The 22,867-nt window shown below is 39.7% G+C and carries 23 protein-coding genes; 9 read left to right on the top strand and 14 right to left on the bottom strand.

The genetic code is table 11. The annotated features are described in order from the left end of the window. Positions 1 to 57 precede the first annotated feature (57 nt). Positions 58 to 1,707 (bottom strand): hypothetical protein, encoded by a 1,650-nt coding sequence (locus ABJF57_RS07165; protein ID WP_462233777.1) that lies wholly within the window; start codon positions 1,705 to 1,707, stop codon positions 58 to 60. A gap of 64 nt (positions 1,708 to 1,771) precedes the next feature. Beyond that, positions 1,772 to 2,158, bottom strand: a complete 387-nt coding sequence (locus tag ABJF57_RS07160; protein ID WP_462233775.1) for a hypothetical protein — start codon at positions 2,156 to 2,158, stop codon at positions 1,772 to 1,774. Positions 2,159 to 2,280: 122 nt separating this feature from the next. Between ABJF57_RS07160 and ABJF57_RS07155 the strand changes: the two genes are divergently transcribed. Beyond that, the gene (locus ABJF57_RS07155) at positions 2,281 to 2,811 is read left to right on the top strand and encodes an adenine phosphoribosyltransferase (RefSeq protein ID WP_462233774.1); all 531 of its coding nucleotides are present in this window, start codon (positions 2,281 to 2,283) and stop codon (positions 2,809 to 2,811) included. On the opposite strand, the gene ABJF57_RS07150 is transcribed toward ABJF57_RS07155, so the two are convergent. From ABJF57_RS07150 to ABJF57_RS07120, 7 genes are all read right to left on the bottom strand, one after another. After that, positions 2,805 to 3,176, bottom strand: coding sequence for a hypothetical protein (locus ABJF57_RS07150; RefSeq protein WP_462233772.1), 372 nt, complete (start codon positions 3,174 to 3,176; stop codon positions 2,805 to 2,807). The genes ABJF57_RS07155 and ABJF57_RS07150 overlap by 7 nt on opposite strands. Then, positions 3,173 to 4,015, bottom strand: coding sequence for a metal ABC transporter permease (locus ABJF57_RS07145; RefSeq protein WP_462233771.1), 843 nt, complete (start codon positions 4,013 to 4,015; stop codon positions 3,173 to 3,175). Before ABJF57_RS07145 ends, ABJF57_RS07150 begins: the two co-directional genes overlap by 4 nt. Beyond that, complete coding sequence (locus tag ABJF57_RS07140; RefSeq protein ID WP_462233769.1) at positions 4,012 to 5,298, bottom strand: metal ABC transporter permease; 1,287 nt, start codon at positions 5,296 to 5,298, stop codon at positions 4,012 to 4,014. Before ABJF57_RS07140 ends, ABJF57_RS07145 begins: the two co-directional genes overlap by 4 nt. Next, the gene (locus ABJF57_RS07135) at positions 5,298 to 6,101 is read right to left on the bottom strand and encodes a metal ABC transporter ATP-binding protein (RefSeq protein ID WP_462233767.1); all 804 of its coding nucleotides are present in this window, start codon (positions 6,099 to 6,101) and stop codon (positions 5,298 to 5,300) included. Before ABJF57_RS07135 ends, ABJF57_RS07140 begins: the two co-directional genes overlap by 1 nt. Positions 6,102 to 6,118: 17 nt before the next feature. Further along, the gene (locus ABJF57_RS07130) at positions 6,119 to 7,033 is read right to left on the bottom strand and encodes a metal ABC transporter solute-binding protein, Zn/Mn family (RefSeq protein WP_462233765.1); all 915 of its coding nucleotides are present in this window, start codon (positions 7,031 to 7,033) and stop codon (positions 6,119 to 6,121) included. Between the two features lie 2 nt (positions 7,034 to 7,035). Further along, complete coding sequence (locus ABJF57_RS07125) at positions 7,036 to 7,707, bottom strand: metal-dependent transcriptional regulator (protein ID WP_462233763.1); 672 nt, start codon at positions 7,705 to 7,707, stop codon at positions 7,036 to 7,038. A gap of 96 nt (positions 7,708 to 7,803) precedes the next feature. Continuing rightward, positions 7,804 to 8,901 carry a glycosyltransferase family protein gene (locus ABJF57_RS07120; protein WP_462233761.1) on the bottom strand — a complete coding sequence of 366 codons (1,098 nt, stop codon included), beginning with the start codon at positions 8,899 to 8,901 and terminating at the stop codon, positions 7,804 to 7,806. A 25-nt stretch (positions 8,902 to 8,926) separates the two neighbouring features. Here ABJF57_RS07120 and ABJF57_RS07115 point away from each other — a divergent pair, with 25 nt between their 5' ends. From ABJF57_RS07115 to ABJF57_RS07105, 3 genes are read left to right on the top strand one after another with little or no spacing between them, the layout of a single operon-like run. Next, on the top strand, positions 8,927 to 9,739 hold the full coding sequence (locus ABJF57_RS07115) for a 2,3,4,5-tetrahydropyridine-2,6-dicarboxylate N-succinyltransferase (protein ID WP_462233759.1): 813 nt from the start codon (positions 8,927 to 8,929) through the stop codon (positions 9,737 to 9,739). A gap of 50 nt (positions 9,740 to 9,789) precedes the next feature. After that, positions 9,790 to 10,581 carry a DUF3108 domain-containing protein gene (locus ABJF57_RS07110; RefSeq protein ID WP_462233757.1) on the top strand — a complete coding sequence of 264 codons (792 nt, stop codon included), beginning with the start codon at positions 9,790 to 9,792 and terminating at the stop codon, positions 10,579 to 10,581. Between the two features lie 32 nt (positions 10,582 to 10,613). Continuing rightward, a complete protein-coding gene (locus ABJF57_RS07105) occupies positions 10,614 to 11,204 on the top strand; it encodes a tetratricopeptide repeat protein (protein ID WP_462233755.1) in 591 nt (196 codons plus the stop codon). Positions 11,205 to 11,217: 13 nt separating this feature from the next. Here the strand turns inward: ABJF57_RS07105 and ABJF57_RS07100 are convergent, their stop codons facing one another. Together ABJF57_RS07100 and ABJF57_RS07095 are read right to left on the bottom strand one after the other, a co-directional pair. After that, positions 11,218 to 12,633: a Na+/H+ antiporter NhaC family protein gene (locus ABJF57_RS07100; RefSeq protein ID WP_462233753.1), complete on the bottom strand. Its 1,416-nt coding sequence runs from the start codon at positions 12,631 to 12,633 to the stop codon at positions 11,218 to 11,220. Further along, a complete protein-coding gene (locus ABJF57_RS07095; protein ID WP_462233751.1) occupies positions 12,633 to 13,187 on the bottom strand; it encodes a DUF4136 domain-containing protein in 555 nt (184 codons plus the stop codon). The genes ABJF57_RS07100 and ABJF57_RS07095 overlap by 1 nt, the downstream gene beginning before the upstream one ends. Positions 13,188 to 13,380: 193 nt before the next feature. On the opposite strand from ABJF57_RS07095, the gene ABJF57_RS07090 reads away from it, so the two are divergent. Beyond that, positions 13,381 to 14,193, top strand: a complete 813-nt coding sequence (locus tag ABJF57_RS07090; RefSeq protein ID WP_462233749.1) for a hypothetical protein — start codon at positions 13,381 to 13,383, stop codon at positions 14,191 to 14,193. A 3-nt stretch (positions 14,194 to 14,196) separates the two neighbouring features. Here ABJF57_RS07090 and ABJF57_RS07085 read toward each other — a convergent pair whose 3' ends face one another. From ABJF57_RS07085 to ABJF57_RS07075, 3 genes are all read right to left on the bottom strand, one after another. Next, positions 14,197 to 15,591, bottom strand: coding sequence for a sodium-dependent transporter (locus tag ABJF57_RS07085; RefSeq protein WP_462233747.1), 1,395 nt, complete (start codon positions 15,589 to 15,591; stop codon positions 14,197 to 14,199). A gap of 80 nt (positions 15,592 to 15,671) precedes the next feature. Further along, positions 15,672 to 17,102 (bottom strand): TonB-dependent receptor, encoded by a 1,431-nt coding sequence (locus ABJF57_RS07080; protein WP_462233745.1) that lies wholly within the window; start codon positions 17,100 to 17,102, stop codon positions 15,672 to 15,674. Positions 17,103 to 17,216: 114 nt separating this feature from the next. After that, positions 17,217 to 19,025 carry an acyl-CoA dehydrogenase family protein gene (locus ABJF57_RS07075; protein WP_462233743.1) on the bottom strand — a complete coding sequence of 603 codons (1,809 nt, stop codon included), beginning with the start codon at positions 19,023 to 19,025 and terminating at the stop codon, positions 17,217 to 17,219. 229 nt (positions 19,026 to 19,254) lie between these two features. Here ABJF57_RS07075 and ABJF57_RS07070 point away from each other — a divergent pair, with 229 nt between their 5' ends. The 4 genes from ABJF57_RS07070 to ABJF57_RS07055 all read left to right on the top strand — a co-directional run bounded on the left by ABJF57_RS07070 (position 19,255) and on the right by ABJF57_RS07055 (position 22,641). Then, the gene (locus tag ABJF57_RS07070; protein WP_462233741.1) at positions 19,255 to 19,671 is read left to right on the top strand and encodes a DUF2141 domain-containing protein; all 417 of its coding nucleotides are present in this window, start codon (positions 19,255 to 19,257) and stop codon (positions 19,669 to 19,671) included. Next, positions 19,668 to 20,699 carry a sensor histidine kinase gene (locus ABJF57_RS07065; protein WP_462233739.1) on the top strand — a complete coding sequence of 344 codons (1,032 nt, stop codon included), beginning with the start codon at positions 19,668 to 19,670 and terminating at the stop codon, positions 20,697 to 20,699. Before ABJF57_RS07070 ends, ABJF57_RS07065 begins: the two co-directional genes overlap by 4 nt. Then, the gene (locus ABJF57_RS07060; RefSeq protein ID WP_462233737.1) at positions 20,700 to 21,455 is read left to right on the top strand and encodes a LytR/AlgR family response regulator transcription factor; all 756 of its coding nucleotides are present in this window, start codon (positions 20,700 to 20,702) and stop codon (positions 21,453 to 21,455) included. A gap of 82 nt (positions 21,456 to 21,537) precedes the next feature. Beyond that, positions 21,538 to 22,641: a fatty acid desaturase family protein gene (locus ABJF57_RS07055; protein ID WP_462233736.1), complete on the top strand. Its 1,104-nt coding sequence runs from the start codon at positions 21,538 to 21,540 to the stop codon at positions 22,639 to 22,641. Positions 22,642 to 22,867: the final 226 nt, after the last annotated feature.

The following is a 22,867-nucleotide window of genomic DNA, read 5'->3' as shown; positions in this document are numbered from 1 at the left end:
AACTAAATGAAATTTTATATTCCTGAAAAAGTGATTGCTATGAAATTTGGGAATGGATCACAGTTTAATGCTCACACCAAAGTAAGGCATCACATATTTGGTTGCTTCATATCCACCTTCGGCAGTTGGGGTGAATAGCCAATAATAATCCACTCCTGTAGCTAAGAATTTATTCATGTGATAAATGAATCTCATCTTGGCTAGTGATCGCTCGTCAAAACTAAATGCATCACCAAGATCATCTAAGTCACCTTTTACATAACTCCCATGAAAAGAGAATTTATTAGCAAGTCGCTCCATATCTGCCGTTAATTCCACAAATGCTGGTGATGACGCAGAAATATCATCTGGAATCATGAGACTCCCTCCAAGGGAAACCTTCTTCAATACGTGACCTCTTAGTGAGCCGTAAATTCCGTTTTTGCCGTCTGTGGTTACAAGGGAAGCAATCCTACCATCTTTATTTATTTCATAGGTCGCATTAAAAAATTGTGGTATGTAATGGTCGGAATTATTCAGACGTTCAATTCTAATATCTGTACTGAAGACGTCTGCTATGAAATGCATTCTGAAATTTAAGCCTACTGATGTACCAGAGCCCGTCTTAAAATCATTCTCACCTATTGCTGATGCAAATTGGGATAATGTGTCACTTTTGACATTTAGGTTAGCGTAAGAGGCAAATAAATCGATTTGTATGAAGGGAGAGCTAAGTAAAGTGACGCCCATATCTACGCCAAATCCCTTAACGCCTGATCTGGTGAAAGCGTAAGTCGTGCTGGTAGAATCACTCGTAATGATGCTTGTCTGATCTTTGTCAGAAATAAATGAAGCGCCTACTTCTAATGTGTTAATGATTTTAAGAGGAAAAGCAGAGAGGGGTCTGATGTAAGGTCTAGCAGCGAATAAGTTGAAAGACTCAGGATTCAGATCACTGTAGAGCAATTCTAGACCTACAAATCGATCATAATTGAAGTCTGCATGGATTCCAACTTTGCGCTTTTCGTAACTGGTGGAGTTGGTGTAGTTGTTCATTAAGCCACCATAGCCAAGCATTAATCCCGAGATTTCCCCGGCTTTCACATAGACTGGATCGCTTTTCTGAACCCCATAACGAATATATCTAATCAGTCTGGCTACTCCCACGCCATCTTCGAAAATCTCCGTTCGAATAGAATTGTCATCCAATCCATATAAGATTGGCACGTTTAAGCCAACACCTACTTTTCCAAACTTAAATTCTGGTGAAAGTACTAAGCCCACATAGTCCTTACCATCGATTTGGGTATAAGTCATCCCTCCGTTTATACTCCCATCATCGTTTGGAAGTACCATGGGTTCCCTGAAATCACTGATTGGAGGACGCTCTACTCGTTCTCTTTTGGGCTTGGGCTCTTCTACATCCTCGGTATTGAGCGTGTCAATTTGAGCGTTCATTGCTGCGGTATCTGGTCTTAGCGTATCAGGCTGGAACAGGAGCGACCTTTGATTGAGGCTGTCAAGCTTCAAGCTATCTGAAGGAATCTGTAAAGAATCAATTTTGACTTGCTCGTCTTTCTTCTTACGCTTCTTCTTTTTTTTCTTTTTCGCATCTTCTGCCCATAGGTAAGAATAATCTGAATATGTATCCGAGGTTTCTTGAGAATAGCCCTTTGATACGAAGAATGAAACAAAGAGGGATAAAAGAATAGCTGATCTAATGGTCATAAAATTTAAGATGGATTCTTATGGTAGGCACAGGATATAAAAAAAGCCCCTAAAAGGGGCTGGATTATTTCAGATAAACCTTCTCTTTTTTGTTGTATTTATTTCGATAGGCAAGTTGGAAACCATTTTTACCCCATTTCTTAATCTTATATACGTACGGGATCCTTCTTCTCTCTTCGGTGAAGGAGTCATAGGTGAGAATCAGCTTGCTTCCGTCAAGCGACCAATCACCTCCAAGTTTTGCGTAATTATTTCGATCGTGGTAAAATTTGCGATCAATACGAATGGTGAACGTTTCACCAATTTCAAAGTAAGGCCTTTTACTTTTCACATCCATTACTGACCATTTTTGCTTCGTTTGCAATACCTGTTCAAGTTTTGAAAGCTTTTGTGCATTTGCCGAGGAGAAACCAAGGAATAAGATAATGAGTGTGATGTATAGCTTTTTCATATCAATAATCAGTTTTAGATTACATGAACCGTTTATTTTGTACGTTTCATGTTGATTGAGTTTTTTAGTAGACTCTTTTCAAATACTGTGCCTCAATTTTAAAGCCAATTTTCTTCACATTTATGAATCTGAAAGAAAGAATTACTCAGTCCATCCGGACGGTGCCTGATTTTCCTAAACCAGGGATCATGTTCAAAGACATAACACCTTTACTTAAAGATGTAAAGCTCAGCAAAGAGATTACGGAGGCACTTGCTGAATACTGGTCGCCGCATAAACTTGATGCAATAGTGGGTATCGAGTCTCGTGGGTTTATTTGGGGAAATTCGCTCGCGCAGCTTTTGAGTATTCCATTTGTTCCAATCAGAAAAATTGGAAAACTACCAGCCGAGACCCTCAATTTTAAGTACGACTTGGAGTATGGATCTGCTGAAGTGGAAATTCATAAGGATGGAATAGAAAGAGGTAAGCGTGTGTTGGTACATGACGATTTATTAGCGACTGGAGGAACAGCTATTGCTGCTGCAGAGCTAATAAATATGTCGGGTGGAGAAGTAGCCGGATTTTCTTTTTTGGTGGAGTTGGGCTTTCTGAATGGGAGCAAAGAGCTTACCCGTTATGCTTCCAATATCCATTCACTAGTAACTTATTGAGCTTCTCTCAACATTACTTGAACAAGATTTGCTCGTCCAATGGCATTAAACCTCACCGATAAGTATTGAATAGTTTCATATGACCCGCACGTGTCTGGAGGGGTGAGGCGGTAATGAAAAAATTTCTGGTTACGATCGTAAAGTTCATTTTCACCAGGCCTGCCTAGTAAGCTTTCTACATCATTTTGAGTTCCCTTAAGTAGCACTTCCTGATTTTCGACAATGAGATTAACAACATCCATTCTGTAGGTGCTGCAATCACTTTCATAATTGCTCCATTTTTCCTTGTCAAAACCCTCCATCGTCAAGGTTTTATAGCATGAGGCTAGGAAAAGCAGACCAATGATTAAGAGACAATTTTTCATTTTTTCAATCTGACTATCATGTAACAAATAGCGAAAATAACACCAGAAACAGTTACCATAGCCCCAGCAATTGATCCATCTAAAATGTAACTCAACCAATATCCAAAAAAAGAACTCAGGATCCCAAATGCAGCACTTAGAATCAACATTACTTTCAGCTGGTTGGTCATGAGGTACGCGGAAGCTGCAGGGGCTATGAGCAGTGCTACAACCAATATGGCTCCAACCGATTCAAATGAGGCGACAGTCGTTAATGATACCAATCCCATGAGAACGTAATGCCATTTGCTGGTTGAAATACCTATTGCCTTGGCAAAAGAAGTATCAAACGTTGTGATAAAAAGTTCTTTGTAGAATAAGAAAACAAACAAGAGGATGAGTATAAGTACGAAACTGAGTATAATGACAGCTTTTGGGCCGAGAACATTTCCAGAGGAGTCGTAAACCAAATCAATCGGCACATAAGCGATTTCTCCGTACAAGATACAGTCTTGATCAATGTGTGCGTTTCCAGCGTAGTACGTTACAAGAATTACACCCAATGCGAATAGCCAGGTGAATGTTACACCAATGGAAGCATCTGTTTGAAGTCTACCTTTTTGATGAAAAAATTCAATCAGGAATGTGGTCAGGATTCCGAGAATCCCAGCACCCACAAGCATCCAAATGGATTGCATACTTCCAGCAATGAAAAAAGCAATTACAATTCCGGGGAGCACCGAATGAGAAATGGCGTCACCCACCATGGACATTTTCCTAAGGATTAGGAATGAACCCAGTATGGCACAGCTTACTGCCACTAACGAGCCTGTCAATATAATCCAAAAAGCGTCCATCATTTGGGTATCATGGATTGGTGAGGGTCGATGGTCGGGTATTCCAGAAGCTTCTCCAGACTAGCTTCCAACTCGGGGGTTATTACATGCTCAATGGTATCAGCATCTTCATGCACATGATCCGGAGCTATGCGTAGATACTTGGTTAAGTACAACTCCCATAACCTATGCAGCCGCGTAATCCGTTTGCCTTTTTCAAATCCTTCCTTGGTTAAGAACCAAGAATCACTGGTTCTGCTCACATATCCATTCGTGCGCAGTTTCCTTAAGCCGTTGCTTAGTTGGGTCGGAGAAAATTTTCTAATAAGCTGCAGATCATCGATGGCCACTGTATCAAAATGATCACCGCTATTTTCTCCGATCCGATAGAAAGTTTTTAGAAGATTTTCTTCTAACAATTGTCGCCTAATTGAGAACCTTCTCCATTGGCGTACCACGATTCCCTTGCGAGGTGCAAAAAAGAATGAGAAAAGTGCAATGATGGATAGAATCATGACCATCCATGGACCTGTTGGCATAGATGGTGCACTGTAGGAAATGTAAGCTCCACTAATACCAGAGAATGCACCGAATAGGGATGCTAGTAAAATCATTCGAGAAAGCCTGTTCGTCCAAAAACGAGCTGCAGCTGCAGGGGTGATGAGCATGGCAGCCATTAAAACAACGCCTACGGCCTGAATACCCGTAACAACCGCTAGCACAGTAATAGAAGTTAAAATCATTTCAAGACGCTTTATAGGTAGCCCTATGACTCGTGCAAACTGTGGATCAAAGCTTATAAGCTTGAATTCTTTGTAAAAGAAAAAGACCGTTAGAAGCACCACAATAGCGATAATGCTAAAAGCCAACAAGTCATTGCCAATCAGAGCCGCTGCTTTTCCAAACAGAAAAGTATCCAGGCCACTTTGTGCAGCATTACCAGAATGCTGAATATAAGTCATCAATAAGATGCCTACGCCAAAAAAGACGGAGAGAGACAGACCTGTAGCTGCATCTTCTTTGATTTTTGTGTTTCGTATAATGGCGTCCATGACGATGATGGATATCCATCCTGATATGAAGGCACCAATAATTAAGAGAAAGGGGTCTTTGCTACCTGAAGCTAAAAACGAAATACAAATCCCAGGAAGAACGGCATGTGAGATGACATCTCCGACCAGCGATTTTTTTTTGATGAATGTAAAACACCCAACCACGGCAGAGCTGATGGATAGCAATATGGTTCCAAACACAACATATTTAATGTTTGGGTACTGAAAAGAAAAAAATTCAATCAGCGTCTCCATCACTGCTTTTCCCTGGCTTTAAATTCCCCCTTTTGAACCAACTCCCCAACTTCACTAAGAAGCGTCAGTTTACCTCCATATGTTTCCTCTAGTAGGGTGGGGATAAAGACTTCTTCCGTTGGGCCGGAAGCAACAAGTCTGAGATTGAGTAAAATTACCCACTTGAAATAGGTCTCTACAGATTGTAAATCATGATGCACGACAATGATGGTCTTGCCTTCTTGAGATAGGTTTTGCAAAATCTTAAATATTGCTTTTTCGGTGGCTGCATCTACACCGGCAAAAGGCTCATCCAAAAAATAAATATCAGCGTTTTGAGTCAGTGCTCTTGCTAAGAATACTCGTTGCTGTTGCCCTCCGGATAGTTGTGATATCTGACGGCCTTGATACTTATCCATCCCAACCAGCTCCAATGCCTTGATCGCAGCTTCCTTATCCGCTTTTCGCGGATTTTTGAATAGGCCCAAGCTGGCATATCTGCCCATCAGTACGACATCAAGCACCGAGGCTGGAAAATCCCAATCCACCGATTCACGCTGAGGGACATAGCTGACACGCTTTCTTACTTCATTAAGTGATTGATCAAAAAGTTTTATATACCCGGAGTTAATATCTACCAAGTCCATAACGGCTTTGATTAGTGTAGACTTCCCGGCTCCATTGGGTCCAATGATTCCACAAAGCGTGCCCATCGGAATCGAAAGATCAATCCCCCACAAAACTGGTTTCTTATCATAACTCACGGTTAAGTCATGAATTTCCAATACGGGCTTTTCAACTTGTTTTATAAAGTTATTGGACATTGGATTTAGTTTTTAAATTATTTCAAAGCGTTCACAATTGTTTCTACATTCTTTCTGAACATACCCAAATACGTTCCTTCTGAAGTCCCAAACTCGCCCATGGCATCTGAGTATAAATACCCACCAATTTTCACATCATGACCTTTTTCTTTGCAGCCGGTGATCACCGCGTTTATTGACTTTTCGGAAACACTGGTTTCAACAAAAATGGCTTTAATGTTATTTTCAATAATCAGATCAATGAGGTTAGCAATGTCTTTAAGCCCAAAATCAGCAACAGTGGATATTCCTTGAAGGGCCTCTACTCGTATTCCATATGCATCTCCGAAGTAAACGAACGCGTCATGAGCAGTAACAAGGATTCGTTGATTCTCTGGAATCTCACTAAGTCGACTTCTGACATACATGTCCAGGCTGTCAAGCTGAGAGAAATAAGCTTGCGTATTGATTTCGTAAAACTTTTGATTCGCTGAGTCAAGTTTGATGAGGGCATGACTCACTGATTTTACAGCGTATTTCCATCGATTAATATCAAACCACACGTGCGGATCATAGGCGTCTTTATAGCCTACAGCAGACTTCAGTCTTTCTATGGGAATGGACTCAGCTGCTGCAACGGTTGGTTTTTGCCGACCTAGTTTTTTTAAAATGTCGCTCATTTTGCCTTCAAGTTGTATACCGTTATACACAATCATATCAGCCTTGTTAAATTTGGATAAATCACCCTGAGTAGCTTTATATAAGTGTGGATCTACACCAGGCCCCATTATTGCTTCAGCAGTAATTTTATCTCTGCCAATATTGATAACCGCATCATACAGCATGCCCGTGGTTGCCACAATGTGTGGTTTGCCACCCCGTGACTCCTCTTTGGTATTACATCCACCAGCGATGACTACAATTATGGATAGCGCCAGAATAAGTTTACTCATATTTAGTCTGTTAGGGTTATCATTAAATTTTCAGCCACAGATTTTGAAAGAAACTGTTTTGGTCCCTCATCAATGGAAATAGATACCGAACCATCAAAGTCCATCCTTTCCAGAATTGCTATTTTCGACCCCAGCTGAATACCTAAAGAATCAAGGTGTTGAAGAAGGAGGGTGTCATCATTATTGACAGCTACAATTATTCCTTTGGCATTGACAGCCACCTCGGCAATGGATGCTCTTACAGTTTCTTTCATTATGCCTTCTTCATTAGGAATCGGATCACCATGTGGGTCCATCGTAGGGTGGCCTAAAAAGGCATCCAAACGCTTGATTAAATTAGGTGACTTAATGTGTTCAAGTTGCTCTGCTATCTCATGAACTTCATCCCATTTGAATCCCAACTTATCAACTAGAAAAACTTCCCAAAGTCTGTGTTTCCTAACGATTGTCAATGCGACCTTTTTACCCTTGGCTAGGAGCGTAGTTCCTTTATACTTCTGGTAGCCTATGAGATTCTTTTGAGCAAGCCTTTTCACCATATCATTAACAGATGCTGGAGTAGTGTTCATGCTTTCTGCCAGAGAATTTGTGTTTACGCTTTCTGTCCCATCCGATGAAAGGTGGTAGATCGCTTTGAGGTAGTTCTCCTCCGTGAAACTTAGTTCTGAAACCATGCCACAAAGTTATATTATTTTTAGATGAATCTAAAAATAAATTTAGAATGATTATTTAACGAAAATATAAGTAATTGTTAATCAGCAATTTTATAATCAATTGATTAATGTTTCAATTGAATTAACTGCTTTGACGGATTCATTTTCCCACGTAGCATCTTCAGGATAAGTTTTTGTTAAAAATGAATCTACGTTTTTGAACGTTTCGGATATCTTGGAGTGATTTTCTTCATCGAATGCCACAGGTATTGCAGCGCCTAATCTTAATCCTACTTTGCTCCATTTGGTATTTTTCTTTACTAAGAATGGAAGTCGGTACCTTGAATATTCGTAGAGTTTAGTTGGAATTTTTTCTCTATTTACTTCGGATGGCTCATATCCGATAATACCTAGATTTGCTTCGAATATGGCTTCTAATATTTGGTCGTATGGAACGGGAGTAGTGGAAATATTTAACATGAGCCCAGGATTGTTTTTCTGCTCAGATTCTAACCAATTTTTCAGAGAACTGTCATGCACTTGCCCAATGATTTTCAAGGTTGTTTTCGGAGAATCACTTTGGATTTTGTAGAATAGGCCTACTGCTCTTCTGACCCCTCCGTAATCCGAAATGGTCCCAGAAAATAGCATGCTGATGGAAGAAAAATCTCTTCGGGGGTAAGGCAAGTCGAGAGCCTTATTTTCTAAGATCAGAAACTTATCTTGCACAAATGAAAGTTCTTCTGCATAACAACTCTCTGCTAACCAAAATTGATCAACAAACCTTCGTGAAAACGTTTCCTTCAAACGGATAAATTTTGAAAGTATCTTCTTTAATAATGTGGGGTTGATGGAAGAGAGATTCAAACCATGATTTTCTTGCACATCGTAAACCACTTTGCATCCTGTAATTAGTTTTATTAGCAAAGCGTTGTTTAGCAATTCATGTGTAGTTATTATCAATAAAGATGGTCTTATCCGTAGGATTCGAAAAAATATCAATTCGCGGATGACAAGGCGTTTTAGCCAATTTTTGCGGTCGAGTTTGTGATGGAGGAACTTTATATTCTTTTCATCTTTTTCTTTTTTCCCACTATTTCCTATGATATTAACTTCATATTTATTTGTTTTCGCCATTGATTGAGACAGCTTCCAGTAAGCACGTACATCGTCTACTGGTTTGAGTAGAGAAGCTATCACAATTTTTTTCTTCATATTATCTGTAAATATTAGTCATTAGATGGAATTAAAAAACCTCATAGAGGAAGCCTGGGAAGATCGAACACTCGTAACCAAAAAAGATGTTTCTGTTGCCATTAAGACAGTAATAGAAGAGCTGGATAATGGAAAGAGACGAATAGCCGAGCCCTCTGAAGGGGAGTGGATTGTAAATGAATGGCTCAAAAAAGCTGTTATTCTTTATTTCCCACTGATGAAAATGCAGTTGATAGAAGTTGGTCCCTTCCAATTTCATGATAAAATCAAATTGAAATCCGGATACGATCAGTTAGGAGTGCGTGTGGTTCCACATGCAATAGCTAGATATGGAGCTTTCATTCAAAAGAATACCGTGTTAATGCCCAGTTATGTCAATATCGGAGCCTATGTGGACGAAGGAACGATGGTTGATACCTGGGCAACAGTTGGTAGCTGTGCACAAATCGGAAAAAATGTTCACTTAAGTGGCGGAGTAGGAATTGGTGGAGTACTGGAGCCAGTACAAGCGGCTCCAGTGATTATTGAAGACAATGCATTTATTGGGTCCCGTTGCATAGTTGTTGAGGGGATCAGAGTAGGTAAAGAAGCTGTTTTAGGCGCAAACGTAGTTTTAACTGCCAGTTCCAGAATCATTGATGTTACAGGCTCAGAGCCTAAGGAATATAGAGGGTATGTTCCTCCAAGATCAGTTGTTATCCCCGGTACAGTACCTAAAAAATTCCCAGCCGGAGAGTTTCAAGTGCCATGTGCATTGATCATCGGAGAGAGGAAAGAGAGTACCGACAAAAAGACCTCATTGAACGAAGCTTTAAGGGAAAACAGCGTTTCAGTTTAATTAATGGCACCTTAGTTGTAGTGATGGAAAGCGTACCAACTTTAAAAGTCATGAAAACTTTAGCATTGATTTTTCTAGGGCTTATCACCAATGCCCAAACAAATGTTGTTAGCGATAAACCAGTAAGTAAAGGTGAAGAACTTCATTTTAAGCTTTCTTATGGCTGGTTTACAATTGGAAGGGGTTCATTCAAGATTTCAGATGAATATGTAATGCGAGATGGAAAAGAATGCATAGCAATTGATGTGCATGGAAAAACTGCAGGGCTTGCTGGCGTTTTTTCCAAAGTAGACGACAAGTGGGGAGCAGTTATTGATAAGGATACTTTTTTACCCTATTATTCATTTAGAAATATATCTGAAGGAAACGATGATCTGGATGAAAGAGCATATTTCGATTATGATTCTATGCAAGTGAAGGTAGAAAGTACTTCAAAATCGGATCCGGAAGTAAGCCCTACTAAGTATTTTGATCTTGAGGAAGGTAAAATCTTCGACATGATGGGAGGAATCATGTATGCTCGAAGTATTGATTATAGAGGGCTTGTGAAGGGAGACACGATCCAGTTGGATGCTTTCTTTGACGATGAATTTTATGATTTCGAGATGATCTATCATGGCATAGAAATCACTAAAACAAAGGTGGGCGACATCTATTGCCACAAAGTGGTACCTATCATGCAGAAGAATAGTGTTTTTAAAGGAAGCGATGCTGTTACCTTCTGGATTTCTGCTGACGCAAACAGACTTCCACTAAAAGTTGCCGCAAATATGAATTTTGGCAAGGCATATTGTGAACTTACTTCGTATAAAAATGTGAAAAGCGGCATTGATTTTGATTAATCAATCTACTTTTGCCGACTTTATACATTCAAATGAAATACATACTAATAGCATTTATCATTATGGCAGCCATCAGTTGCAATAATGAAGACTCACACAATGGTGACGACTTTTTTGAGGATGGAAAATACCGTCTGGCAATTGAAGCTTACAGCACTTACCTGGAGACTCATCCAGATCATAAAAAGAGTATTTATAACCGAGGTAGATCATTTGAAGAAATCGGGGAAACTGGAAAAGCGATTAGCGACTATAAGAAGTTGCTTAAAATAGATCCTAAGTACATCAATGCCTACTTAAGCTTAGCAAAGGTTTCATATAATAATGGTGATTATAACAAGGCCCTTATTTACATAGGTGATGCCAAAGACTTGAATGAAAATTCAGCTCAGGCTCATTTTCTATCAGGTCGAGCAGAACATCAATTAGGTTATTTTGATCAAGCCCTTGAATCTTACAATAACGCAATTACGATCAATCGTGATTTTGGAGAGGCCTACTTATATAGAGGTGCCGTCAAAATAGGGCAGGAGAAGTTAAGATCTGCATGTGAAGATTTCAAGTTTGCTAAATCCCTTGGTGTTCCAGAAGCAAACAAGGCCATTAAAGACTATTGCGACTAGAACCATAGTCTACTTAGAAGATAAACCCTGCTATCAGGTAGAAGACGATTGAGAGTGCACCTGTGAAGAGTGCATAGGGCAATTGAGTTCTTACATGATCTATGTGATCACATCCGGAAGCAACCGAGGCAATCAGCGTCGTATCTGAAATAGGGGAACAGTGATCACCAAATACGCCTCCACCAAGTACAGCAGAAATTACCAGATAAATATTCGCATCAACAGCGAAGCTGAGAGGTACTCCAATAGAAATCATGATTGCAAATGTCCCCCAGGAAGTACCTGTAGCAAACGCAATAAACCCACTGATTACAAAAATAAGCGCCGGAGCTACTTCGGGTATTAACCATGCCGACGTTACTCTGGATACATAAATCCCTGTTCCCAGTTCGTTACATAAATTGCCAATGGCGAAAGCCAGGACCATCAAAACGGCCATGACAACCATTTCATTCATTCCCTTAAATGACTGATCAATGAAAGTTTTGATGGTCAGCATCTTCTGGAAGAAGTACATGATAGCTGCAACCAGGAACCCTGTGAAGCACGCATTTAAAACGGCTTCTGATCCTGAACCATTGCTAATGCTGTTCCAAACCTTATCAGCAAATCCCCCTGCCAAGCTTGGATCCCATCCACCATAAATAAGGAAAAAAGGCATTGAAAGCACCATTACAGCTATTGGGATAACCATATTCAGAGGAGAAGACGTGGCATTCTCTGTATGACTTTTTTCATCGTTGGATTCATTATATCGTTCTGCAGTCTTTTTCATCTCACCATATTCCCTGCCTGAAAATGAAAGCCAGAAGACAAAAACCAATGTTAGAATAGCGTAGAAGTTGAATGGGATAGAGTAAACCAAAGTTTTGAAAGGATCTAAACTCGGGAACGCCAAAAGCAAGCCCATAACATATGCTCCCCAGGCATTCAGTGGAAAAAGAACGCAAGAAGGCGCAGAACTCGAATCGGCAAGGTAGGCCAGTTTCTCTCTCGGAATTTTATGTTTATCAAACAGAGGTCGAAAAATGGTACCTACAGTGAGGATGGAGATGTTTGATTCAACAAAAATTAAGAAGCCAGTGAGTGCAGATGTTGCTTGAATTTTTCCTTTTAAATTCTGTTGTCCAGAGAGCTTTTTTTGTACCCAGTTGATAAACCCGTTGATGCCTCCTGAGTACTTAATGAGCTGAATCAATGCACCAATGATCAAAGTAAGTACAATGGTGCGTGTGTTTCCTTTGCTTTGGAACACTTCAACAAACGCTGATATGGTTGACAGGAAACCTTCAAATACATTCCCTCCTTGAATAATAAGATATCCTACAAATATTCCTAGGGAGAGTGAAAAGACAACTTGCTTTGTTTTGATGGCTAATCCGATTGCTAGAAGAGGTGGTATCAATGACCAAAAACCATAATCTGTCATTATTTGCTGTCTTTCTTTTTACTTACAAATGTTTTTAATGATTCATCCTCCTTTGCAGATAAAGCTCTGTAGGGGTAAGATGTGAAAATGTGACCAACAGCTTTTTCTATAGCGGCTGATATTTTTTTCTCCTTTCGCTGTTGACTAAGGTCATAGCTGCCTTGCCAAACTAATTTCTTTTTTTGGTCGACCAGCTCAACAATGAGAGCTGACTCGTAAATGGCACGGGATGAAACTTGCGTGTTGTAGTATGAATCAAATTGATTTCTTTCGGTCTCAACGCGTGTGCTGGAAGTAACTTCGTATCTCAATGTCAAGTCTGGGGACACGCTTGAAAGTTTGTACGATCGCCTTGCCATTTCATTGTGGATATTTTGTTTAATCAAATCAAAAACAGGCGTATTTCCGGATGTTACATTCTTCGAGTCAGCCTGAGCGCTAACTAATCGATAGGTTTCAAAGTGACCAAATTTGGACTTAGGGTTCACAAATGACACCACTTTTGGATTGCAACTCACAATGAATACAATGATTAGGAGAGAGCACTTTTTCATTGAGGCTAATTTATGAATTTAACATGACTAAAAATCGGGGTTATACAGGGTAGATATGAAAATGTGAACATTAAATCTGTATTTTGTTCAAATGAGTAAATTTTAGCTGGCTTATTGTATATACTCATCGAAATAATCGATATTTTTCATCATTATAGCATCATGTTTGGAGTGTTAATGCAAAAAGTCTAAAATGTATAAAATCGGATGTTTTTTTATACTTACTCTGTTTGGAGTAAATATGCTCTTTGCTCAAATGACTCCAAAGGTCGAGACGAACCTTGCCGGAGTTTATAAAGGGAAGACCTTGTTTATTCAAAATCCTTTTGACAAGGCTGACAAACGGTTCTGTATTGAAACTATTTATATCAACGAAGAGTATTTAGATATAAATTATAAACTGAGTGCAATCAAGCTTGATTTTGAAGGGTTTGACTTAAACACTCCTGTAAAAATTCGAGTTGTTCATAGGGACACGCTGTGTGTTCCCGTGATCATTAACCCGGAAGCTATTCTTTTTCATACCATTTTCAGATTCACTGCTGTTACCCTTACCGATAGTGCTTTGGTTTGGCAAACGAAAGGGGAGACAGGTGTAGGAGGGGAGTTTGAAATAGAAAAATTGAATAATGGCATTTGGATTGATCAAGAAGTTCGCGAATCATTGGGCAGATATGAAGGAGCGGATTATACTCATTTTCCAAACCTGGAAGAGGGGGCGAATAAATATCGAATTAAGTATAATTTCCCAAGGGGCTCGAGAGTTGGCCATTTGTATTCCTGGGAGGTTGACTTTGATCACTATCCTGAGCCTGTAGAGTTCACCCCTAAGTCGGCTAAGACAAAAGTATACCTTTCACGTTCTACTCACTACGAAATTTACGATGCGGGTAGCAAGCTGGTGCTAGATGGACAAGGTACAGTCATAGATGTTACTGTACTTAGGCAGGGCCAGTATGTAATATATTTTAATGGCAAAGATCCAGGCACCTTTATCAAGGAGTAGGTCTTAGATAAGCTGTATCCCGAAAAATTTAAATAGCACCGTTAAGATAAATACGACGACCAATACAATTGGTGCAAAATACCCAATGGCAAAATTTAGATACTTCTGAACAAATGATCCTTTGTATCCCGGTGCTCCATGGGACAATTCCTCATCCAGGTTATGCTTTTTCCATACATGCGCTGCAAAGAAAGCGATGATACATCCTCCAAGCGGAAGAATGGTGTCATTTGCAAGAGCTGCAACGAATGAAAGAAAGTCTGAATCAGTACCTCCGTCTTTATAAGTAGTAAAGCTAGTACTGAAAAACTCAGAATATCCATTGCCAATCAGCGAAGGAATTCCGATGATGAAGATAAACAAGGCAACCAACCAGGAAGCTCGATTTCTTCTGATTTTCCACTCATCCACAACAAATGAAATGGGTACTTCAAGCAAAGAGACAGTTGAGGTGAGAGCTGCGAAGCATAGCAGTATAAAAAACAATGTACCGGTCGCGATGCCTAAGTTTCCTCCAATTTGACCAAATATTTGAGGGAGAGTGACAAATATTAGTCCCGGTCCACGACCAGCCCCTTCCATGGTGCCTCCACTCATGAAGCCAATCAATGGAAAAATCATTAGACCAGCTAAAAAGGCAATACCTACATCCGTAAGTGTAATGAAGGCTGCAGAACTGACAATGTTGTCAGATTTGCCAACGTAACTTCCGTAGGTAATCAAAGCTCCCATACCAAGTGATAGTGAGAAAAACGCTTGCCCCATGGCATTGTAAACTACTGAAGGAGTAAGCTTTGAGAAATCAGGTATCAGGTAAAATTTTAAGCCATCAATGGCATTTGGAAGTGTCATTACATACCCGACAATGATCAAAATCATTATGATAAGTGTAGGCATGAGCAACCTTGCTGCTTTCTCAATTCCACCAGAAACTCCTTTCGACACCACGTAAGCAGTTACGCTCATAAACACTAAACCATAAGCTCCAACTTTGAACACATTTGTAATGTATTCGCCAAACTGATCTGCAATTCCAAAGTTGCCAGAGATCATTTCGAAGATATATCCAAATGCCCACCCAGCAATTACATTGTAAAAGGATAAAATCAAGACTCCACTAAAGAGACCGAGTTTTCCGACAAAATTCCATTTTTTATAACCAAGTGCATTAAAAGCTCCTACTGGATTCTTTTGTGTTTTTCTTCCTATCGCGATTTCAGTCACCATTACCGGGTAGCAAAGGATGAAACAGAAAATCAAGTAAATGATCACGAATGCGGCGCCACCACCTTGACCAACTTCGTAGGGGAATCCCCAGATATTACCAAGTCCTACAGCCGATCCAGCTGCTGCCAAAATGAAACCAAGCTTGCTTGAAAATTTACCACGTCCGCTCATGTACTATACTTTTTTGATTTTGCTTAAAGCGTCAAATATAGCAAAAGGAGGGTACCTACAAAGTCCAATCTTATTTACGTTTAATTCAAATCTTCGCCATCTACCTCAATTTCATATGGGTAGTTGAAAAGGTGGTTAGACTTGATCGCTTCGGCTACTCTATTAGGGACCATGTCTTCCCAGCCCGACTTATCATGCTCGATCATTTCTAGCACCTGATCTGAGATGATATGTAGGTTTTCTGTTTTGGCATCCGGGATACTTAGAATCTTATGATTTTCAATGAAGTAGTAGAATAGACTTTCCAGATGTCGATCTGGCGTGAAATCATTGCCTGTTTTAATATCGCCTGAAGCTGAATCTATGATTGGATAGACAAACAACTTCACGTTGCTACCGAACAACCTTGCAAATGACTCAAGTATGCCGCCATCAAGGTTTTGATAGTACTTTTCATCAAAAATTTGTGTTAGGTTATTGAGTCCTATGATGATTCCGAGCGTCTTATCCTTTATGAATTGAGACAGATAGCCCGCAAGCTTATAGTGTTCTTGATAATTTGAAATCATCACATTTTGCCCAAGTGAACAAAGAAGATCTACTCGGTCGAGGTAGTCTTGTTCATCAAGTTGTCCAGCCAGGGTTAAATCTTTGAGCGTGATTTCTACCACAGAAACTATGTCTTTGGTATGACCTAGTTCCCTTTTAAAAGAACGCATTCCTGTAATCATCATGTCAACATTGACATGTGTTACCGGACGAAACCTGCCTCTTAATACCAAAGCGTTTTTTCGATAGATAATGTCTGATGGAAGAACTACATTTTTATCAGGTCCAAACATGGCTACTTTGGTAAGCCCGTTTTTTACCAGCTTAAGCGTCATTAGACGATTGTCTACATGGTGAAAATCAGGACCGCAAATGCTGAACATGTCAATTTCCAGTCGATCTTTGCGAACGTTATCTACTAGTGCGTCGATTATTTCTTCCGGGGTGTTGTATGTGTAGCATGAGTGTATAAGGTTCACTCCAACAATTCCTAAGACCTGCTGCTGCCATTCTGCGTCTCGGTCTTTGAGGCTCACATGAATGACGCATTCGTTTGGCTCAGAATTGGAATGACGCTGGAATCGGAGACCCATCCAACCATGCCCAACGTTACTTCGATTGTAATTAATTACTTCCACGGTATTGGCGAAAGCAAAGAAGGTGGTTTTTTTAGCTCTTTGCGTAAGTCGCTGATCCAGAAGTGAATACTCGCGATCAAGCATACGTAGTAGCTTTTCTTGCGACACATACCTTTCACACTTCCCATAAATGGCATCACTGAAAGTCATGTCATACGCTGACATTGTTTTGGCAATGGTTCCAGATGCGGCACCTGCTTTGAAAAAATATGCTGCTACTTCTTGTCCTCCTCCAATCTCGGCAACTGTACCATAGATTCTATTATCAAGGTTAAGCTGTAAAGCTTTCTCTTTTGTGGTTAATTTCTTGCTAAATTCTTCCATTTGGGGTGCTCTGCGTACGAGACAAAGCTATTTTGAATTGTGGCCAAAACAAACTCTAAATAAAAAAAGCCGACCTAATGGCCGGCTTTTAGTAGCGTACGAAAATAATCCTTATTAGTTGTAGAGAGAATAAGGAAATTTGTTTTCTTCAATCATGACATCAGCTATTGATTGTCTGAGTTCTTTGGTATTTACAGGATCCATCTTTGTGAATCTTTTCATACCCATAAGCATGACGCGAAGCTCATCCCCATCTGCAAAGCAAGCCACTGCCTCATCTCCTGCATTTTTGATCTTCCTTACCGCTTCGTATAAATAGAGTTTAGCCATGTTTTGATAAAGCGTGCTTCCCTCATCTCCGTATTTAGCCATAAGCTTCTCTGTTCTAAGCAAAGTGGACTCAGCGACGTATACTTCGATAACCATATCGGCCAGACTCATAAGGACTTCTTGTTCATGGTCTAGGTTAGGGCCGAATTTTTCTGCGGCCTTTCCAGCAGCCATCAATACAGCCTTCTTTAAATTCTTCACGACCTGTTTTTCTTTCGCGAAAGGCGCCGAGAGGTCTTGACTCTCAAAGGAAGGTACTCCAGTCAATTCTTGTCCAACGGCCATGGCAGGTCCCAATAGATCAATCTCGCCCTTCATGGCTTTTTTGAACATCATTCCGACTAAGAGCATTCTGTTTATTTCGTTTGTTCCTTCATAGATACGCGTAATACGTGCATCTCTGAAAGCTCGAGCCATTGGTGCTTCTTCTGAAAAGCCCATGCCCCCATAAACTTGAACGCCTTCATCTACACAGTAGGCCAGCACTTCAGATCCGTGTATTTTAATCATTGCGCACTCTATAGCATATTGTTCTACACCCTTGAGTTTTGCGTCGCTAGGGGAGAGTCCATCATTTTGCAATTTGGCAATCAAGTTCTCGATATCTTGACCAGCCCGGTATGAAGCAGATTCAGTGGCATAAGTTCGAGTTGCCATGTTGGCTAGCTTTTGCTTAATCGCTCCAAAACTTGAAATAGAGACCCCGAATTGTTTCCTTTCATTGGCATATTGCGTTGACTTTGTAGCTACGTCCTTGCATCCATTGATACACCCGGCACCCAACTTAATTCTTCCCACATTGAGCACATTTACAGCTATTTTAAAACCGTTTTCCCTTTCAGAGAGTAAGTTTTCTGCAGGCACTTTTAAATCATTGAAAAAAACCTGACGGGTGGAAGAGCCTTTGATGCCTAACTTTTTTTCCTCATCATTCATTGTAATTCCATCCCAGGTACGCTCGGCGATAAATGCAGAGAGTTTTTTGTCATCATCAATTTTTGCGAAAATGATAAGCAAGTCAGCAAACCCTGCATTGGATATCCACATCTTTTGGCCATTGATGACGTAGTGTTTTCCATCATCGGATAGTTTGGCTTTGGTTTTACCTGAGTTAGCATCCGATCCAGCATCTGGCTCGGTAAGGCAATAGCATGCTTTCCACTCACCACTGGAAAGGAGGGGAAGGTATTTTTTCTTTTGATCTTCTGTGCCGTAGTACAGGATAGGTAAGGTTCCGATGCCCGTATGCGCTCCGTATGCGGTCGAAAAAGAACCTGCCACAGCCATAATATCTGCGATAAGCATGCCTGTGTTAAAACTCATTCCAAGTCCGCCGTATTCCTCAGGAATATTCACACCTAGCAGACCCAATTCTCCAGCTTTATCCATAAGGCCGGACATCACACCCTCTTCCATGTTCTCAATGCTTTCAGTGATAGGAGTAATCTCTTTATCAATGAAATCTTGAGTAGCAGCAGCCATCATTTTTTGTTCTTCAGAAAATTCTTCCGGGATGAAAATGTGTTCTGCTTCCGTTTCTTTGACGATAAACTCACCGCCCTTTAATGCTTTATTATCTATTGCTGACTCCATTTTACGATATCAATGTTCTGGTTTGTTATTAAAATACGCTGCATGCATAACAAATATAGTGCTATTTACTCTGCATGCATAACATTTTCAAAATATTTTTAATGTTCCAATGCGCTATTATTGCTGCTTAGAGTGTAAATGACAATTCAACCATGAAATTTAACAGTTGAGTCGTTTAAAATTTAGGCATTGGTCATGTTAGCATCACCTTTGAATCAAATAAAGCACTATGAAGCAACAGATTCTATTTATCATGATTTTCTTTTGTTCTCTTTTGGCAAGTGGTCAAAATACGTTCGATCTAATAGTCAAGGTAGAGAACATCAAGGAAGTGAAAGGGTCACTAATGATAGCGATTTATGATCATGAGGATCATTTTTTGGTTAAAGAAGTTATGGGCAAACGAAAAGCAATTGAATCCAATCAGATTGAGTTTCTATTTGAAGGGCTAGGTAAGGGTACCTATGCCGTATCGCTTTTTCATGACGAAAATGATAATGGTGAACTTGACTCTAATTTTATTGGCATACCGTCTGAGCCTTATGCTTTTTCCAACAATGCAAAAGGAATGTTTGGTCCGCCTAGCTTTGAGCAATGCAAGTTTGAAATCAAAGGGAGTGCTCACGAAATAGTGATATCACTATGAGTAAGTATTTGCGAAATCACCTCATTGGGACTGTGTTAATTTTCCTTCTTGGAGGAGTAGTCAATGTAGTACTATTTTGCTCGATTTGTCTGGAGGAGCCTTATTTCCTTACCCGCATGTTTTATATCAACTTTTGTTACAATGGAATGGCATGGGTTGCTTTCTGGAAGGGTAGTGAGTTCTTAGTAGAGTTTTGGGACAAGCACATACCTTGGATAGAAACTCCAATTAAACGATTTGTAGCAAGTTTGCTTTCTATAACGATTTATATCTATTTAGCTGTTTGGGCCCTGGATTTGTTTTTTGACCTTATTGTTTTCGAATTACCTCTTTCAAAAGCCTTGGAAGAGTCAGGGGCACCATTTAAAAACGTACTCTTGATTACTTTGGGTATAAATGTCTTCATGCATGGCCGAGGCTTTCTAATCTCCTGGAGACAAGCGTCCATTGACATGGAGAAGCTAAAAACGGAACAAATTGCTTCTCAATATAACAGTCTGAAAAATCAGGTGAATCCGCACTTTCTTTTCAATTCGATGAATGCGCTTAGCTCGCTAGTGTATGACAATCAGGAAAAAGCGGTGGAATTTATCAGGAAATTATCTCAGGTCTATCGCTATGTTTTGGATAGCAAAGATGATGAAGTAGTTTCTTTCGAAAGAGAAATGGGCTTTGTGGAGAATTTCATTTTTTTACAAAAGATCAGATTTGGAGAAAATTTGAAAGTAGAAATATCCGAACATAAGCCTAGCTTATTTGTTCCACCACTAGCTATTCAAATGTTAGTTGAAAATGCAATAAAGCACAATGTAGTCTCTGAAAAAGATCCACTAACGATTGTCATAGATGTTCAAAATGATTGCTGTATTGTGAAGAACAACCTGAAGGAGAAGAAGGTGAAAGATTCCACAGGCATAGGTCTGGAAAATATTAAATCTCGCTATCAATACCTGAGTGATAGGGAAGTGGAGATTTTAAAAACAGATGACTCTTTTGAAGTAAGAGTCCCATTATTAAATATGAAATAGATGAGGTTTATAATTATTGAAGACGAACAGCTGGCAGCAAAAAGATTACGATCATTAATTGAGGCCATACGTCCCGGCTATGAATTTGTATCCAAGTTTGATTCGGTAGAGTCAGCATCTATTTCACTCCCAGCACTCGCATATGATGTCCTGTTTATGGATATTCAACTCGCCGATGGCATTTCATTTGATATTTTCGATCAGATTAAGATTGATAAACCAATCATTTTTACCACCGCATATGATGAGTTTGCCTTAAAGGCATTTAAAACGAATAGTGTCGATTATTTATTGAAGCCCATAGCTGAAGCAGAGTTAGGAAATGCGATTGAGAAATTAGAACAAAACTTCAGCAAAAAAGAGGAACCGTCTCCAACAGTAGACTTGAATCAACTTGTTAAGGCAATGCAGCCCTCCGGCAAGGAAAGGTTTGTTGTTAAAGTAGGGGATCATTTGAAGACCGTGGAAACTGCCGATATTCAACTAGTTTATAGTCAAGATAAAGGCACATACCTTTTTACGACTGCAGGTAAACGTTTTCTAATCGACTATACTTTAGATAAAGCAGAAGATTTACTGAGTACAAGCCAATTTTTTCGGATCTCCCGGAAATACATGATTAACATGAATTATATCAAAGATATTATCGCATTTACCAATTCAAGATTAGAAATTGTTGTGGATCATTTTGACGAAGATCAAATAATTGTGGCACGAGAGCGCGTAGGCGAATTTAAATCATGGCTTGATAGATAAAAATGAGCCACTGATCAAAATCATATGGCATATGAAGCGTTTCTTCTATAATTTTGAGTTATTAGAATTTTAAAATAAGCATATGTCTGTAGGTACGATGGGTCGCAAGGTTGTGAGATTTAAAAATAATCTACACGAAGAATTCAATAAGACGCTTAACCAGCGTGTAAATCAGTATTTTAAAAACTCTAAATACGGGCGCTATGCAAATGCGGAAATGGTTATCAAAACCATCTTCATGTTTAGCTTGTATTTCATTCCCTACTTTATGTTCCTCCTAGGGATCGTACAAAACATTTGGGTTTTTTATCTAATGGCTTTCCTAATGGGATTGGGAAAAGCAGGAATAGGATTGTCTGTAATGCATGACGCCAATCACGGCGCATATTCAAAAAAGAAGTGGATAAATAACTTAGTGGGCTATTCTTTGAATTTGGTAGGCGCAAATGCAACAAATTGGAAGATTCAGCACAATGTTAAGCATCACACTTATACGAATGTGTCTGGTATGGATGAGGATATTTCTCCGAAAGGCGGAATTTTAAGATTCGACCCTAACTCGCCGGTAAGACCTCATCATAAGTGGCAACATATTTATGCTTGGTTTTTATATGGATTGATGACAATGAGTTGGATCATTGTCAAAGATTGGAGTCAATTAGCTGAATATACGCGCGATGGACACTTGAGAAAGCAAACCAAGAGCATCACGAGAGCTTGGATATGGTTGGTGGTTACTAAAATATTTTATTACTCGTACATTCTAGCTCTTCCACTTCTTTTTACATCACTTCCTTGGTATCATATTCTCCTTGGGTTTATCCTGATGCACTACGTTGCAGGTTTTAGTCTAGCATGTATATTCCAACCAGCTCATGTGATGGAGGATCATACGTTTGAGAGTGTAGAGGATAAGGACTTTGTTGATGAAAATTGGGCAGTTCATCAGCTCAAAACCACCTGTAATTTTGCTCAGAAGAATAAAATTCTTTCGTGGTTTGCAGGAGGTCTTAATTATCAGATAGAGCATCACCTGTTTCCTAATGTCTGTCATGTTCATCACAGAAAAATCTCAAATATTGTAAGGAAAACAGCGGAAGAATATGATATCCCATACAGATCTTATCCTACATTTAGGTCTGCTCTGTTATCTCATGGTAAGATGCTTTATGCACTTGGCAGGTAAGCCCAAGAGTCTTTTAGAAGAAATTAAGAAGCTGCACAATTTGTGTGGCTTTTTTTGTGCCTCACATGTGGTTCGAAGAACGGTTTGTAGATTTTTTTGACAAAGGCCTACAGTCCATCTAGTTGATTTTGGTTCCAGATTGAGGAAACCCAAAAGGTAAGCTTCCTGACAATGCAAAGCCTTGTATGTTTTGTCGAAAAAACTACCATGATTGCATTTATTCTCT

This window comes from Ekhidna sp. (assembly GCF_039940915.1).
Taxonomy (GTDB): Bacteria; Bacteroidota; Bacteroidia; order Cytophagales; family Cyclobacteriaceae; genus Ekhidna.
This window is presented reverse-complemented; position numbering and strand designations above follow the sequence as displayed.